General features: G+C 75.1%; 14 protein-coding genes. 6 read left to right on the forward strand and 8 right to left on the reverse strand.

Features of this window, described 5'->3' with window-relative positions; all coding sequences use genetic code 11:
• Positions 1-18: 18 nt before the first annotated feature.
• A complete protein-coding gene (locus tag BMY40_RS12360; protein ID WP_218158277.1) occupies positions 19-1,119 on the reverse strand; it encodes a DUF368 domain-containing protein in 1,101 nt (366 codons plus the stop codon).
• 379 nt (positions 1,120-1,498) lie between these two features.
• On the opposite strand from BMY40_RS12360, the gene wrbA reads away from it, so the two are divergent.
• The gene (wrbA, locus tag BMY40_RS12365; protein WP_093658686.1) at positions 1,499-2,110 is read left to right on the forward strand and encodes an NAD(P)H:quinone oxidoreductase; all 612 of its coding nucleotides are present in this window, start codon (positions 1,499-1,501) and stop codon (positions 2,108-2,110) included.
• A gap of 96 nt (positions 2,111-2,206) precedes the next feature.
• Here the strand turns inward: wrbA and BMY40_RS12370 are convergent, their stop codons facing one another.
• Entirely contained in the window at positions 2,207-4,291 is a 2,085-nt protein-coding gene (locus BMY40_RS12370) for a flavin monoamine oxidase family protein (RefSeq protein WP_093658688.1), read from the reverse strand.
• A 136-nt stretch (positions 4,292-4,427) separates the two neighbouring features.
• On the opposite strand from BMY40_RS12370, the gene BMY40_RS12375 reads away from it, so the two are divergent.
• Complete coding sequence (locus tag BMY40_RS12375; protein ID WP_093658690.1) at positions 4,428-4,979, forward strand: GNAT family N-acetyltransferase; 552 nt, start codon at positions 4,428-4,430, stop codon at positions 4,977-4,979.
• On the opposite strand, the gene BMY40_RS12380 is transcribed toward BMY40_RS12375, so the two are convergent.
• Positions 4,936-6,384, reverse strand: a complete 1,449-nt coding sequence (locus BMY40_RS12380) for an FAD-binding oxidoreductase (RefSeq protein ID WP_093658692.1) — start codon at positions 6,382-6,384, stop codon at positions 4,936-4,938. The two genes, BMY40_RS12375 and BMY40_RS12380, sit on opposite strands and share 44 nt — an antisense overlap.
• A 71-nt stretch (positions 6,385-6,455) precedes the next feature.
• Between BMY40_RS12380 and BMY40_RS12385 the strand changes: the two genes are divergently transcribed.
• Complete coding sequence (locus BMY40_RS12385) at positions 6,456-7,409, forward strand: LysR family transcriptional regulator (protein ID WP_093658694.1); 954 nt, start codon at positions 6,456-6,458, stop codon at positions 7,407-7,409.
• Between the two features lie 13 nt (positions 7,410-7,422).
• On the opposite strand, the gene BMY40_RS12390 is transcribed toward BMY40_RS12385, so the two are convergent.
• Positions 7,423-8,232 carry a DUF3152 domain-containing protein gene (locus tag BMY40_RS12390; protein WP_245770040.1) on the reverse strand — a complete coding sequence of 270 codons (810 nt, stop codon included), beginning with the start codon at positions 8,230-8,232 and terminating at the stop codon, positions 7,423-7,425.
• Positions 8,233-8,556: 324 nt separating this feature from the next.
• Positions 8,557-9,522 (reverse strand): sulfotransferase, encoded by a 966-nt coding sequence (locus BMY40_RS12395; protein ID WP_245770041.1) that lies wholly within the window; start codon positions 9,520-9,522, stop codon positions 8,557-8,559.
• Between the two features lie 255 nt (positions 9,523-9,777).
• Here BMY40_RS12395 and BMY40_RS12400 point away from each other — a divergent pair, with 255 nt between their 5' ends.
• Entirely contained in the window at positions 9,778-9,996 is a 219-nt protein-coding gene (locus tag BMY40_RS12400; RefSeq protein ID WP_093658698.1) for a glycine zipper domain-containing protein, read from the forward strand.
• Positions 9,997-10,055: 59 nt separating this feature from the next.
• Here BMY40_RS12400 and BMY40_RS12405 read toward each other — a convergent pair whose 3' ends face one another.
• Complete coding sequence (locus BMY40_RS12405; RefSeq protein ID WP_177213982.1) at positions 10,056-10,316, reverse strand: hypothetical protein; 261 nt, start codon at positions 10,314-10,316, stop codon at positions 10,056-10,058.
• Positions 10,317-10,788: 472 nt separating this feature from the next.
• Here BMY40_RS12405 and hemC point away from each other — a divergent pair, with 472 nt between their 5' ends.
• Entirely contained in the window at positions 10,789-11,724 is a 936-nt protein-coding gene (gene hemC, locus BMY40_RS12410; RefSeq protein ID WP_093658700.1) for a hydroxymethylbilane synthase, read from the forward strand.
• Between the two features lie 120 nt (positions 11,725-11,844).
• Here hemC and BMY40_RS12415 read toward each other — a convergent pair whose 3' ends face one another.
• Complete coding sequence (locus BMY40_RS12415; RefSeq protein ID WP_093658702.1) at positions 11,845-12,264, reverse strand: ankyrin repeat domain-containing protein; 420 nt, start codon at positions 12,262-12,264, stop codon at positions 11,845-11,847.
• A 136-nt stretch (positions 12,265-12,400) separates the two neighbouring features.
• On the opposite strand from BMY40_RS12415, the gene BMY40_RS12420 reads away from it, so the two are divergent.
• The gene (locus tag BMY40_RS12420) at positions 12,401-13,696 is read left to right on the forward strand and encodes a sensor histidine kinase (protein ID WP_093658704.1); all 1,296 of its coding nucleotides are present in this window, start codon (positions 12,401-12,403) and stop codon (positions 13,694-13,696) included.
• Positions 13,697-13,703: 7 nt separating this feature from the next.
• Here BMY40_RS12420 and BMY40_RS12425 read toward each other — a convergent pair whose 3' ends face one another.
• On the reverse strand, positions 13,704-14,969 hold the full coding sequence (locus BMY40_RS12425) for a PP2C family protein-serine/threonine phosphatase (protein ID WP_093658706.1): 1,266 nt from the start codon (positions 14,967-14,969) through the stop codon (positions 13,704-13,706).
• Positions 14,970-15,052: the final 83 nt, after the last annotated feature.

Consider the following 15,052-nt stretch of genomic DNA (forward strand, 5'->3'; position numbering starts at 1 on the left):
GTTCCGCCTCGGTCTGCCTCAGCCCTCGGTGTCCTGCCGCGGCGGCACCGCGCCGGCGTACGGCTGCGCCCCCGCGCGGTGCCGGCCGCCCGCACCGCCGGACGCGCCGCCGACCGTGCCGTCGGCCTCCGCCGCGCGGGCGGTGGTTTCGCGGGTCTCGCGCCGGGTCTTGGTGATGTGCTCGGCCACGGCGAACGCCGCGACCACGACGAAGCCCAGCGCCGCGAACCCGATCGCCGCGCCGAGCTGGCCGTCCGGCGCGAGGAGGGCCCGGTCCTCGTCCTGCCAGGGCCACAGCGCCCGCAGGCAGCCGGCGACCACGCCGGTCAGGACCACCAGGGTGATGCGCTGCCGGTTCTCCAGCAGCCACTGCATCAGCTTGACGAAGGAGGCCAGACCCAGGAGGGCGCCGAGCGCGAACAGGCCCAGGTAGCCGAAGTCCCGCTCGTTGACGGCGGAGAGGGTCCGCTCGTACAGCCCGAACGTCAGCAGCAGGAACGAGCCGGACAGGCCGGGCAGCACCAGCGCGGAGACCGCGACCGCCGCCGCGGCCACGATGACCAGCGGGGTGGCCTCCACCTCGCCGGGCGGCAGGCTGACGATCACGAAGGCCGCCGCCGCGCTCACCAGGGCCACGACGACCTCACCCGGCCGCCAGGAGGATGTGGCGCCGTTCGGCAGCGGCGCCCGGGAGGCGAGGGAGAACGGCACCCACAGCGAGGCCAGCACCAGCCCGAAGAACAGGGCCCGGCTGTGCACCGGCTGCTCCTCGACCCAGCCCTCGACCAGCCCGGCCATCAGCACCAGCGCGGCGAACATGCCGATCAGCAGCGGGACGATGACGTTCCACCGGACCTGGCGGATCTCGTGGAGGGCCCGGGACGGCCCCCGCCCCCGGGGGAGGTCGGCGAGCGCCAGCCGGACGCCGGTGACCAGGCGGCTCGCCGAACCGATGGCCGTGTCGTACACGCCGACCACGAGCGCCACGGTGCCGCCGCTGACGCCCGGAACGGTCTCCGCGGTGCCTATCAGGGCGCCGCGCACCAGATTGAGGCCGTGTGCCGGCCAGGACGACGGTGACGACGGCTTCGCTGCCCTGTGTCGCTGGGTCTCCCCCACCAGAGCTCCTTCGGTGCTGGTCGAGTGCTGTGGGACTGTCCGCACGCCGGTCCCCGGGAGTGCCGGGGCGGGCGCCGAGGACACATTGTTCACGATGCCGGATCCCGCCGGCCGCCGGAGTCGGCCGGGGCGGCGCCGGCCCGGCCGACTCCGCCCGCCTTCCCGCCCGGCCCGTACGGAGTTTGACCGGCTCCCGGTGTGGAACCCGCCGCGCGCTGCGCGCCGCGGGGGTGCTTCCGGCCGCCGCGGAGCCGTGGAGCCGCGAACCTCGAAGCGGGCGGAAGATGACAAAAGCCGCATAGAGTGACGACCGGCAGACGGTGAACGGAACGCGCCGGCGGCCGAGCGGCCGCCGGCGCGGGCAAGGAGTCGGAATCAGATGAGCGATGTCAAGCTGTCCGTGATCTACTACTCGGCGACCGGCACGATCCACAAGATGGCCGAGCGTCTGGTCGAGGCGGGGAAGCAGGCGGGCGCGGAGGTGCGGCTGAGGAAGGTCGCCGAGCTCGCCCCGCCGGAGGCCATCGCCTCCAACCCCGTGTGGAGCCGGCACCACGAGGAGACCAAGGACGAGCCGAGGGCCACCCCCGACGACGTCGTCTGGGCCGACGCCGTGCTGTTCGGCACGCCCACCCGGTACGGCAACGTCGCCAGCCAGCTCAAGCAGTTCCTCGACACCCTCGGCCCGCAGTGGCAGCAGGGCCTGCTCGCCGACAAGGTGTACGCCGGCTTCACCGCCTCCCAGACCGCTCACGGCGGCCAGGAGTCGACGCTGCTGACCCTCTACAACGTCATCATCCACTTCGGCGGCCTCGTCGTCCCGCCCGGCTACACCGACCCGCTGAAGTTCACCGACGGCAACCCCTACGGCGTCTCCCACGTCACCGGGGCGAACAACGACGCCCCGCTCACCGACGCGGAGTACGCCGCCCTCGACCACATGGCGCAGCGCGTGGTGCGCATCGCGGGCCGCCTCAGGGGGGAGGGCTGACGGCCCCGCCGCACGGGTGGGCCGGGGGAGGGCGACGGCCGCCCTCCCCCGGCCGCCTCGGGCCCGGCGCCCGCCGTACGGCGGCAGCGGGGGCGGTCAGGCCCGGTGGACCTCCAGCGCCGTCCGTACCGCCGACTCCAGGGCGCCCTCGATCCACGCCGTCCTGATCGAGGTGTGGTCGCCCGCGAAGAACAGCGGCCCCTCGCGGCGGCCGAGCAGCGGGAACAGCTCGGTGTGCTGCCCCGGCAGCAGTACGGCCGCCTCGCCGTACGCGTACGGGTCCCGCTGCCAGCTCTGGGTGCGCCCGGCACCGGTGTAGAAGACCTCCACCCGCTGCCCGTAGACCTGCTGCACACCGCGCAGGGCGTACGGGTAACGGGCGTCGTCCTCCAGGCAGTCCCAGCGCCGGGCGTCGTCGGCCCAGCTGTAGGAGGCCAGCAGGACGCCGCCCTCGCTGCCCTCGACGCGGTGCGAGGGGTTGAACATGAACCGGTTGGGGTTGTCGCACACCGACCCGCCGCCGGTCACGCCCGCCGCCTCCGGCTGGTCCCGGGAGATCCAGCGGCAGGCGGTGTAGTGCACGCGCTGGGCGTCGGAGATGTGGCCGCGCGGCACGGACGGGTGGGCGCCCAGCAGGCTGCCGTCGTCCGGCGCCCTCCCCAGGCGGTAGGCGTCGTACAGCCCCGGCCGTACGCGCTCCAGCTCGCGCTTCCAGTCGGCCTCGCCGAACTCCCACCAGCGGCGGCTGAACTCCAGCAGCACCTTGGTGGCGCTGTCGTAGTGCAGTTCGGTGACGGCCCGCCGCTTGCCGTACGACAGCGGCGGGGCGATCTGGACCTGCCGCAGCCCGGAGAAGGGCACGGTGAGGACCGCGAAGTCGCCGGTGAACTGCTCGCGCACCACAGCGCCGTCGCGGCCCTCGGAGACGGTGTCGATCCACACCGCCGGGCCGTCGGCGCCGACGTGCGCGGTGCCGTCGCTTCCGTTCCGCCCCTCCCCGCGGTACTCGACGCGGGTGGCGCGGCGGTCGAAGCGCACCGGGACCTTCAGGCCCTCGAGTTCCTTCAGCAGCGCGTCCGCCAGGGTGGCGGTGCCGCCCCGGAGCTCCCAGAAGGCGGTGCCGGGGTTGATCAGGGACCAGCCGATGAAGCTGTGGAGGAAGGACAGGGGCAGGCGCGAGGTGAGGTTCTCCAGGGTGCCGATCAGGTCGATCGTGCGCTCGTCGAACCCCGCGTGCTCGGTCAGGAAGCGGTGCATCGACCAGCCGCCGAACCTCTCGACCACCCGCGCCCAGCCCTCCAGGCACTCCGGCAGCGGCTTGTTCACGCGCTTCCCGTCCGGCCCGACGGTGCTGTACTCGTCGCGCACCGGGTCCAGGACCCGGCCCAGGATCACCGCGGCGGGGACGTCCCGGTACTTCTCGGGCACGCCGAAGGACCGGTTGACCGCCCGCGGGTCCTTCGCGTAGTCGGCGCGGCGCACCCGGACGCCGTTGACGTTGATCCAGGTGCGGTACGCGGGCCTGCCGTCGGCGTCCACGTCCACCAGGTGGAAGCGGCGGCGCCTGAGCCCCAGTTCGTCGATCAGGCCCATCACCAGCGGGTGGCTGCCGGGGATGCGCATGGCCCCGGCCTCCGCGTACTGCCTCGGGTCGGCGAAGGGCTGCTCCGAGCCCTCGTGGCCGCCGGTGCGGAAGGTCTTGATCCGGCCGCCGGCCCGGTTGCCGTTGGCCTCGACGACGGTGACGCGGTGCCCGGCCCGGCCCAGCAGCAGCGCGGTGACCAGTCCGGCCGGGCCCGCGCCGACGACCAGCACCTTCTTGCCGGACGCGCCGGACGCGCCGCCCCGCGCGGCGCCGGAACGGGGCAGGCCGTCGCGCAGGATCCTCTCGTACCGCGGGGTGAGTTCGGAGCCGTCCTCGTCCAGCAGGAGGATGGCGCGGGCCACCGCCAGGCAGGCCTGCCGGTCGGCGGCGCCCGCGGGCCCGGGGGAGTCCCCGGGAGAGGATGCCCGGGACGGGGGAGCGGCGGGCGCGGCGGCACCGAGCCCGGCGACGGCGGCGGCCGTCGTGGTGCCGACCGCGAACCGCCGCCGCGACAGGGACGCGGCGGTCCCGGCGGTGCGGTGGGCGGTGACTTCGGTGGTGTGTCCGGTGGTGTGACTGTCTTCGTGGGGAGCCATGGCATCTGACTAGGGCCGCGCCGCCCCGGCGGGCCGTCGGCGCACGGGACGACCTGCCGGATTCCCCCGTACGGGAGCGGCTTCCGGGTGCGAAAAGCCGTTGGGGAGCGGCGCGCGTCTCGGGCAGTGTGCCCCCATGGACATCATGAGCTCCGCCCACGTCGCCCTGCGCCCCCTGGACGAGGCGCTGCTGGACGCGCTGGCGGCCACGGCCGCCGCCGACGCGGACCCCGGCGAGGTGATGCCGCCCGCCGAGGACGGGAGCGGGCCCGGCTGGACGGACGCCCGGCGCGAGGCGTTCGTCCGCTTCCACCGCTCGCGCTCCCTGCGCGCGGATCCGGTGGAGACCGTGTACGCCGTCCTCGTCACGGAACCGGGGGAGGACGGACGGCCGCGGGAGGCGGTCGCCGGAGCCGCCCGGCTGGCCCCCGCCCCGGAGCCGGGCGCGGTCGAGGCCGGACTGTGGCTCGGCCGCTCCCACCGCGGCCGGGGCATCGGCACGGCGGTGTTCGCCCTCCTCCTCGACGAGGCCCGTGCCGCCGGAGCCGCCCGGCTGCTCGCCCGTACGCACGAGACCAACGCCGCTGCCCGCCGCCTGCTCGCGGCCGCCGGAACCGGCCTGGAGTTCCACGGGGACGGGACGGTCACAGCGTGGTGGCCGCCGGCCGGCCGCCGCCCGCCGGCCTGATGTTGCGGTTGAAGCGGAAGAGGTTGTGCGGGTCGTGGACGGCCTTGAGGGCCGCCAGCCGCTCGTAGGCGCCCGCGTCGTAGCCCGCGCGGGTCTGGGCCTCGCCGGCCCGCTCGCCGTCCCCGTAGAGGAAGGCCGGGCTGTGGCCCAGCGTCCAGGGGGCCAGGGCCTCGCGCAGCAGGTCGAACCGGTCGCGGATCTGCCGGAGGCTGTGCCCGGTGCCGCCGGGCGGAGGACCGGGGGAGGCGATGGCGCGCACGATGTACTCCGCCTCCCGGTGGTCCACGGCGACCGCCGCCGGCCCGCGCCTGCGCAGCGCCCCGCCGAGGTGGCGCACGTCAGTGACGCAGGGGACGGGCGAGCCGGGCCCCACCGTGTCGAGCACCGCGTCCAGCGCCTCGGGCGGCAGTTCGCGCAGCAGGGCGTTGGTGGCGGTGTAGGGCTGGGGGAAGGGCGGGTCGCGGTGGACGGAGTCGCACTCGGCGTACGGCATCTCGCGCAGGTCGTCCACGAGCCGCTCGCCGACCGCCCGCAGCGGCGCCACCAGCCGCTCGCCCTCCTCGGCCGGGCCGCTGTGGACGATCCGGAACGAGGCGGCGTACCGGCCGCGCAGCGGCGCGGTGACGGCCGGCACGTCGGGGTGGGAGAGCAGGGCGACGGAGGAGGTCAGCGTCTCGGGCACGTCCGCCGTCCAGCGCCGCCAGACCTCCAGCGCCCGGTCCGCCAGCGGGGCGCCGAAGACGAGCTGCCCGCCGTAGATCGCGGGTACGGGGAAGAGTTCGATCTCCATGGCCGTCACCACGCCGAAGTTGCCGCCGGTGCCCAGCAGGGCGCCGAACAGCTCCTCGCCGGGAACGGTGCGGCGCGGCCGGCCGTCGGCGGTGACGACCTCCAGGGCGCGCACGTGGTCGGCCGCGTAGCCGAACCGCCGGGCCAGCAGGCCGATGCCGCCGCCCAGGGTGTAGCCGACGGCGCCGACGGTCGGCGAGGAGCCGTTGAGCGGGGCCAGGCCGTGGGCGGCGGCCGCCGCGACCACCGCGCCCCACCGTGCGCCGGCGGTGACGCGCGCGGTACGGCTCTCCGGATCGACGCTCACGCCCGTCATCCGCCGGGTGCCGATCAGCACCCCGCCCTCGGCGGCCACCGACAGCCCGTGCCCGGTGGCCTGCACCGCCACCGGCAGACGGCGTCCGGCGGCGTACGACACGGCCAGCCGTACGTCCTCGGCGTCCACCGCGCCGACGACCAGGTCGGGGCGGTGGGTCCAGGCCGTCTGGAAACCGGAGACCTCCTCGTCGTAGCCGGGGTCGCCGGGCCCGAGGACCGGGCCGGTGGCGGCGAGTGGACGGCGGGCGGTGCCGGGGGCTCCGGGGGTTCGGGCGCTGCTGTGCTGTGCGCTCTCCATGACCTCCAGGGTGGTGGCGGTTCGCCCATAAGTCCAAGATCTGGTCGGTATGGGAACTAGAATCAGCGGTTATGGAGATTCGGCAGCTTCGCTATCTCGTCGCCGTGGTGGAGGAGGCTGGCTTCACCCGCGCCGCCGAGCGCCTGCATGTCGCCCAGCCCGGCGTCAGCGCCCAGATCCGCCGGTTGGAGAGGGAGTTGGGCCAGCCACTGCTGGACCGGTCCGGCCGCACGGTGCGCCCCACGGAGGCGGGCGAGGCGCTGCTGCCCTACGCGCGGGCCGCGCTCGCGGCCGTCGACGGCATGAGGCAGACCGCGGACGAGTTCACCGGGCTGCTGCGCGGCCGGGTCACGGTCGGGCTGTTCTCGGCCGCGGCCACCCACGACCTCGACGTGGTCTCCGTGCTGGCCGGCTTCCACGAGGACCACCCGCACGTGGAGATCACCCTCACCGAGGACGTCTCGGACCGGATGGTCACCGCGCTCCAGCACGGTGAACTGGACGTGGCGGTGATCGGGCTCACCGGCGAGGAGCCGCCGCCGGGCGTCGACCTCCGGATCGTCGTCGACGAACCGCTGGTCGCGGCCGTCCCGCCGGGTGACCCGCTGGCCGGGCGCGCGAGCGTGGCGCTGGCCGCGCTCGGTGAGCGCACCCTGATCAGCCTGCCGCGCGGCACCGGGCTGCGCGCGGTGCTCGACCGGGCCTGCGCCGCGGCCGGGATCCGGCCGCGCGTCGGCTACGAGGCCGCCGCGCCGCACGTCCTGGCCGAGCTGGCCGCACGGGGCCTGGGCGTCGCCGTGCTCCCGGCGGGCTCGGCGGCGGAGGCCGGGGACCGGCTGCGCGCGCTGGAGATCGTACGGCCGCGGCTGCGCGGCCGGATCGCCCTGGCCTGGCGCACCGACGGCCCCTCCGGGCCGGCGGCCCGGGCCTTCCTGGCCCGCATGCGCGAGGCGATGCCGGCACCGGCGCCCGCCGGCCGGGTGGCGGGCGCCGGCCGGGCTACGGGCACCGGCATCGCGGGGTGAGACCGGGGGCGGTTCAGGGGACGGAGGGGCCGCCCAGATAGGTGCCGTCGGCGTCGTAGGGCCAGGCGTTGGCGACGCAGCCCTTGAGACCCTTGATCTGCTGCATCATCGCGGGCGCCGGCCGCCCCGGGCCGGGGCAGGTCTCGTGGCCGCGGCCGATGCGGTGGCCGACCTCGTGGTTGACGATCAGCGCCCGGTACTCGGTGACGGGCCCGGCGAACTGCGGCGATCCCAGCACCCAGCGTTTGAGGTTGACCACCACGGTGGGGCCGACGGCGCAGTTCAGCTCGCCGCGGGTGTTGAGCCCGGCGGCGCCGCAGATGGCGTCGGCGGTGCCGGGGGTGGCGATCTTGACGATGAAGTCGGCGGGCCCGGAGGCCACGAGGCGGAAGCCGTTGACACCGTCGTTGGTCCAGCCGCGCGGATGGGCGAGGATCGCGGCGACCTCCCGCGCGGCCTGCCGGGCGGAGAGCTCGATGCCGTCCTCCACCTGCACCTGGTAGGTGCGGATGGTGCCCTGCCCGACGGCCTCACCGGAGGCCTGGGCGGTGGTGAAGGTGCCCGGACCGGTTGCCGGGACCGGGATCACCGACTGCTCTGCCGACTCGTCCGGCTCGTCCGGCTCCTGCGTGGAGGGCGACGGCGACGGCGAAGGGGAGGGCGACTCGGAGACGGAGGGGGAGGGGGACGGCGGCACGAACACCGCCTCCTCGGAGGCCCTCAGCTCGTCCGGGTCCTGCGGCGTGGCCATGGTCCGGGACTCGGCGGAGTCCTGCTCGGTGACGAGTAATCCGCCGAGGGCGAAGGCCCCGACGGTCGCCACGGAGGCCAGTACCCGTATGTGCGGACGTCTCCGGCGGCGGCTGCCCGGACGGCCCCCGCCGCCCTGGCCGCCCCGGCGGTGGGTGGCACCGCGGCGAGCGGTGTCGGTGCGCCGGTTGCTGGGCCGGTCGGTGCGGCGGCGGCTCAAGATGGACTCCCCCCGTGGTTCGGCGTACGCGAAGGTGCTCTCGGCGAATCGTGGGGGGCGGTCGAAGATCACCGTAACACCGCCGTACGACAAGCCGGTTGTGGGACCACCGGCCGCCGCCGCACCCGGCGCGCCCCCGCGGAACTCCCCCGCGGCGCGCTCCGCGCCGCCCCCGTGTCACGCTCCGGCGAGCGCCCGCTCCCCGGGCTCGCAGGCCTTCCGCAGCGCGTCCAGCTCGTCCGGCGGCAGCCGCAGCGAGGCCCCGCGCCTGCCCGCGTCGAGCAACGACCGGCCCGCCGCCAGCCACTCCCCGTGGGGTTCGACGCCGACGAACTCGGCCAGCCGCGACAGCTCCCGCTCGGTCGCGTCCAGCAGGTCCTCGTACGACAGGCTCGTCCGGGCCGCCTCCGGCACCCGGGCCAGGTGCTCCAGGCACTCGGTCACCAGCCGAGACCACAACTCCCCGAACCGGGCCACCGGCATCACCCGGTCGAACACCAGCCGGGGGTCGAACGGGTCCTGGAGGAGCCCTGCCAGGTCCGGCGGGAGCTCGCGGGCGTGCTCGGGCGTCAGCTCGTCACCGAACTCCAGGCCCAGCAGCGCGTACATCTCCTCCAGCATCGAGATCATCCGGAAACCGGTGTGGCGGCTCATCGACAGCGCGCAGTCGGGGCCGCCGCGGTACAGGTGGACGAACCTCGCCTCGGGGAAGCCCGCCCGCAGCCTCGGCACCCACCGCACCGAGAAACCCGAGCGCTCCACCACCGCCCGGCGCCCGAACCGGGCGCACAGCAGCCCGAACAGCTCCCGGTACTGCTCCTCGACCGGGCGGCGCGGCCAGGCGGAGACCAGCGGGGCGAGCTCGTCCAGCAGGCCGTCGGGGTCGTCGGTGAGGTGCGGCAGCACCATCAGGGACAGCCTGGGGATGCCGGTGGTCTCGGCCGAGAAGCGCCCCGGACGGCGCGGGTAGAGGAACTCCGGAATGGGCGCGCCGCTGCGGACCATCCTGTCGAACGTGGGGTTGGGCTCGGCCAGGAGCCGCCAGAACTCCCCGCCCTCCAGGGACCCTTCGGGCATCCCCTCGGACCCGACCGAGGCCAGCAGCTCGTTGAGGCTGAGGACGTCCCGGTGCAGGTTCAGCACACGCGAAAGGGCGGTCGAACCGCTCCGCCCCGTCCCGACGACGAACGACAACGGCCGTGCGCTCACGTCCCCCACCCCACTGCCCCCTCGGTCCCGTTCCCGTTCCCGTTCCCGGCGCTGGTCCGGTTCCGCCGGTGATCTCCACACCGCAGCGTACGGACCCGGCCGCCGCGTGCGGCAGGGCGACTTCCGGCCACCCGCCGCCACCCGCCCGCCGAATCGCCCGGTGAGGCGGGCGGATGGGAGGGTGGGGCCATGACGGAGGGAAACGGGAACAGCGGCGGGGAGCGGCCGGGGAACGGCGATCTCGCGACGGGGATCTCCATCGGAACGGCGATCGGCGTCGCCCTCGGCCTGACGGTCTTCGACAACATCGCCCTCGGGATCGGCGTCGGGATGGCCTTCGGCGTCGCCCTCGGCTCGGCCCGGCGGAACCGCCGGGAGCCTCCCGGCGGTTCCGGGGACGAGCGCTGAGGCGCTCCTCCGCGGTGGCGGGCCCGGTGACGGCGGGCCCGGTCACGCGGCGGCCCGGGTCACGGCAGGAGGCGCCGGCTGCGGGCGTTGGCGGCGGCGAGACGGGCGCTGAGCTGTTCGTGCGCGGTGAGCGGCCGGACGTCGTCCGGCTTCGCGTCCCACTCCCGCCCGCCGCCGAGCGGGCGCAGCCACACCCGTCCGGGGTGGACGTCCATCACGTCCCCGATCCGCCCGTCCCGCAGATCCCGTGCCACCGAGCCGACCGCGATCGCGGGCGGCCTCTCCCGCCTCTCCTGCCTCTCCCGCCTTTCCGCGCTCACCGAGCCGCCCCGGGCCTCGGCGCGGCCAGGGCCGTCCCCGGCGGCTCGGCCGGTGGTCCGGCAGGTGGTGCGGAGTCCGGTGCGTACCCGGCGTGTACGGGCGCCGGCGTCCGCCGGGGGCCCCCGGCGCGGCGGCCCGGAGGAGCCTCCGCGGTCGTGTCCGCGCCCGCGTCCCTCGCGGCGCGGGCGAGGTCCTCGCCGTCGGCGAAGACCGCCGGGGAGTGGTGAGTTCGGGATTCCATCGTGCTCCGTGATACGTCGATGCCCTCTGACGGGCGACTATCACTTTCTGTATCCCGATCGTCGCTTTCCGACGCCGCCGCCGACGGATTTTTCACCGTGACCCCACACGGGCCCCGGGAAGGAGAACGGAAGGTGACGGCGCGGTGCCGGGGTCAACCGGCCGCTGGGGACGGGTGGTTCGACCGCGGTGCCCACCGGGACGCGAGCCCGGAGGTCTATCGTGAGCGGTATGTCCGCCCCTGAGCTGATCCGTATCGTCTCCCGCGACTCGCCCATGGCACTGGCGCAGGTGGAACGCGTCCGCGCCGGACTGGCCGCGCTCCACCCGCACGTCCGCACCGAGGTCGTCCCGGTGCGGACCACCGGCGACAAGTGGCTGGGCGACCTCTCGCAGGTCGAGGGGAAGGGCGCGTTCACCAAGGAGGTGGACGCCGCGCTGCTGGCCGGCGAGGCGGACCTGGCGGTCCACTGCCTCAAGGACGTCCCCGCCGACCGGCCGCTCCCCGCCGGTACGGTGTTCGCCGCCTTCCTCGAGCGCGACGACGTCCGCGACGCCCTGGTCCACCCCGGCGGCCTCACCCTGGACGAACTCCCGCCCGGCACCCGGATCGGCACCTCCTCGGTGCGGCGCGTCGCGCAGCTCGCGGGTTCCCACCCGCACCTGGAGTGCGTGCCGTTCCGGGGGAACGCCAACCGGCGCATGGAGAAGATGGCGGCCGGGGAGGCGGACGCCCTGCTGCTGGCGGTCTCCGGCCTGGAGCGGATCGGCCGCCCGGACGTGATCAGCGAGATCCTGCCGACCGAGGTGATGATGCCGCCGATCGGCGCGGGGATCCTCGTCCTCCAGTGCCGGGAGGGCGACACCGCCCTGATCGAGGCCGTCAGCGGCCTGGGCGACCCGGACACCCACCGCGAGGCCACCGCCGAGCGGATGCTGCTCCACGTCCTCCAGGGGCACTGCAACAGCCCGATCGCCGGGTACGCCAGGACCGAGCGGGACGGCGAACTCTCGCTGCGGGCCTGTGTGTTCACCCCCGACGGCAAGACCGTCCTCAACGCGCACGAGTGGGCGGGCCGCCTCGACCCGGCCACCCTGGGCACCTCCGTCGCCGTCGCCCTGCTCCGCCAGGGCGCGCGCGACCTGATCGACGGCATCGCGCACTAGGCGCAGCGCGCCGCGGGTCCGCCTCCGGCGCGGAGAACCGCCGTGCCCGGCGCGAGGGGGCGGGACGCGCGAGGCGGCCGGCCGGGGCGTGGGCCCCGGCCGGCCGCCTCGCAGCGCGGCTCACTCCGCGCCGAGCAGCTTCAGCAGCTCGTGGCGGCCGAACATCCGGGCCGTGTCGATGGCCGACGGATTGCCGGCGGCCGGGTCGGCGCCGGCCTCCAGCAGCAGCCGCACCATCTCCTCCTCGTCCTTGAAGACCGCGCCCCCGATGGGGGTCTGGCCGCGGTCGTTGACCCGGTTGGGGTCGGCGCCGCGCTCCAGGAGGGCCCGTACGGTGGGGGTCCGGCCGTAGTAGGCGGCGAGCATCAGGATCGAGTCGCCCTTGTCGTTGGTCAGGTTGGCCGGGACGCCCGCGTCCACGTACGCCGCGAGGGTGTCCGTGTCGCCTTCCCGGGCGAGGTCGAAGACCTTGGCCGCGAGCTGGAGCACCTCCGGGTCGTGAGCGGGCTCGGAGGTCTCGGGGGTCGGGGCGTCGGACATCGGGTGCCTCCTCGTCGTACCGTCTCGCCGCCTCGGCGGCTGATCGTCTTCAGAGTACGTATGCCCGCTTCCCGGCCGGTGCCGCCGCGCTCCCGCCGGCCGCTTCCTCCCGTGTGCCCCGCATACGCTTCGTTCCATGCCGCCGATCGCGACGTCCGCGCCCCGCCGCCCCGTCCGCCTCCTGGCGGCGGCGGTCGTGCTCGCCCTGGTGGGGCTCAACGCGTACCGGATGACCGTCATCCCCCAGCCGTGGCCGAGGATGGCCCTGGACTGGGCGCTGGTCGCGGCCGGCTGCGGCGCCCTGTACTGGCGGCGGCGCCGGCCGGTGCCGGTGGCGCTGGCCGTCCTGCTGTGCGCGGCGGTGTACTACCCGGCCAACCCGTACGACAGTCCGCTGCCGGTGATCGCCTTCGCCGTCGCGCTCTACACGGTCGCGGCCGAGGGGCGCATGACGGCGGCCGTGACGCTGGCCGTACTGGCCATGCTGGCCGTCGGCTACGGCGAACTGGCGCCCGGACAGGGCGGCGGGCGCCATGTGGACGACGCCGCGATGGTGCTCCTCACCGGCTGGCTGTTCGGGGTGATCGCCGCGGGGCACGCCCAGCGCAGCCGGCAGGCGTATCTGCGGGAGGTGGAGCAGCGGGCGGTCGCGGCGGAGCGGGAGAAGGAGGTGCGGGCGCGGCAGTCCGCGGTGGAGGAGCGGCTGCGCATCGCCCGCGAGCTGCACGACGTGATCGGCCACAGCCTGTCGCTGATCAACGTGCAGTCCGGGGCCGTGCTGCACCGGCACACCAAGCGGCCCGGGGAGACGCGGGAGCTGGTGGCCGCGCTGGAGGCGGTACGGGCCGGCAGCCGTGACGCCCTGCGCGAGCTGCGCGCCACGCTCGGGGTGCTGCGGCAGGCGGACGAGGAGGCGGCGCCGACCGCGCCCGCGGCCGGGCTGGAGGACGTGGGAGCCCTGGTGGAGCGGGCGAGCGCGGCCGGACTGGACGCGCGTCTGGTGACCGAGGGGCTGCCGGGGCGGCCGGTGCCGCCGCAGGTGGGGCTGGCCGCGTACCGGATCGTGCAGGAGTCCCTGACGAACGCGGTCCGCCACTCGGGGGCGCGGCGGGCGGTCGTCACCGTCCGCCACGAGGAGGACGCCGTGCGGGTGCGGATCGAGGACGACGGGCACGGGGTGCCGGGGGAGGCGGCACAGGGGGATGCGGCGCCGGGGAGGGAGGGGCCGAAGGAGGCGGGGAGCGCCGGCGACGGTTCGGACCGCGGCCCGGGCGGAAGCGCCGCGGGGAGCGGCATCGAGGGGATGGCGGAGCGGGCGCGGGCGCTGGGCGGTGGGCTGACCGCCGGGAACGTGCGCGGGGAGGACGGCAAGGGAGGCGTCCGGGGCTACCGGGTGGAGGCCCGGCTGCCGCTGGGGAAGTCCGCCCGGTGACGGCCGTTCAGAGCTTGATGACGACCAGGGCCGCGTCGTCGGCGGTGCCCCGGTTCATGCCGAGGTCCTCCAGGAGGTTGTCGGCGATCTCCTCCGGGCCCAGGTCACGGTGCCGGGTGAGGCTCTCCGACAGCCGCTTCAGCCCGACGTCGATGGACTCCTCGCGGCGCTCGACCAGCCCGTCGGTGTAGAGGATGAGGGCCGAGCCCGGCACATAGGTGGTGATCGCCTGCGGCCGGTGCGAGGGCCTGCTCCGGGCGGCCAGGGGCACGTCGGTGGCCTGGTCCAGCAGCTCGGTGTACCCGTCGGGGTGGCACAGCATCGGGGGCAGGTGGCCGGCGCTGCTGTAGGTGAGCGTGTGCGTGTGGGTGTCGATGTCGAGCTTGACGGCGGTGGTGGCCAGCGCGCCGTCGAGGGAGCGCGCGTACAGGTCCAGGCCGTACAGCGCCTGCGCGGGGCCGTCGGCGACCCGCATGGCCGCGCTGAGGGCGCTGCGCAGCTGCCCCATCACGCTGGCGGCCTCCAGGCCCCGGCCGACGACGTCACCCACGGCGACGGCGAAGCGGTCCTCGCTGAGGTTGATCATGTCGTACCAGTCGCCGCACACGTTCAGCGAACCCTGGGCGGGCCGGTAGCGCACGGCCGCGTTGCGGAGCTCCAGCGGCATGTGCGTCGGCAGCATGGCCTTCTGGAGGGTGAGGGCCACCTCGTGCTCACGGGCGTGCGCCCGCCGCAACCGCTCGTTGTGCTCGTACAGCTCCCGGGCGCGGGCGTACAGCTCGGACTCGGCGATCTTCCCGTCGGCCGCCCGCAGGCCGCCGCCGGTGTCGGCCAGGCCGGTGGGGTGGGCGAGGCTGTCGCGCACGTACGCCGTGGCGTCCTCGACGCGGTTGACGATCAGGCTCACCGAGCCGTCCTCGCCGAGGACGGGGGTGTTGACCGGGCTCCAGTACCGCTCCTCGTACCTGCCCTCGGAGCCGGGGCGGGGGATGTCGTACCGCTGGAGGATCATGGTGTCCGGCTTGCCCGTCTCCAGTACGCGCCGGAACGAGGCCAGCAGGTTCTCGGGGCCGTCGGCGTCCGGGTCGTCCGGATTGACGGGGAAGACGTCGAACAGGTGGTGGCCGATCAGCTCGTCGCGGGTGCGCCCGGTGATCTCCAGGTAGGCCTGGTTGGCCTCCACGAAGACGAAGTCCCGGTCCAGCACCGACAGGGGGGTGGGGACGGCGTCGAACAGGGCGGCGTAGTCGATGTCGCCGCTCACCTCGCTCATGGCCCCTCCCCTCTGCGTGGTGCCGGCCGGAGCCGGGGACCTCTTTCGTCATGGTGGCACGTACTCTCCACCCGCATCGAACA

Origin of the sequence: Streptomyces radiopugnans (genome assembly GCF_900110735.1) — a bacterium.
Taxonomy (GTDB): Bacteria; Actinomycetota; Actinomycetes; order Streptomycetales; family Streptomycetaceae; genus Streptomyces; species Streptomyces radiopugnans.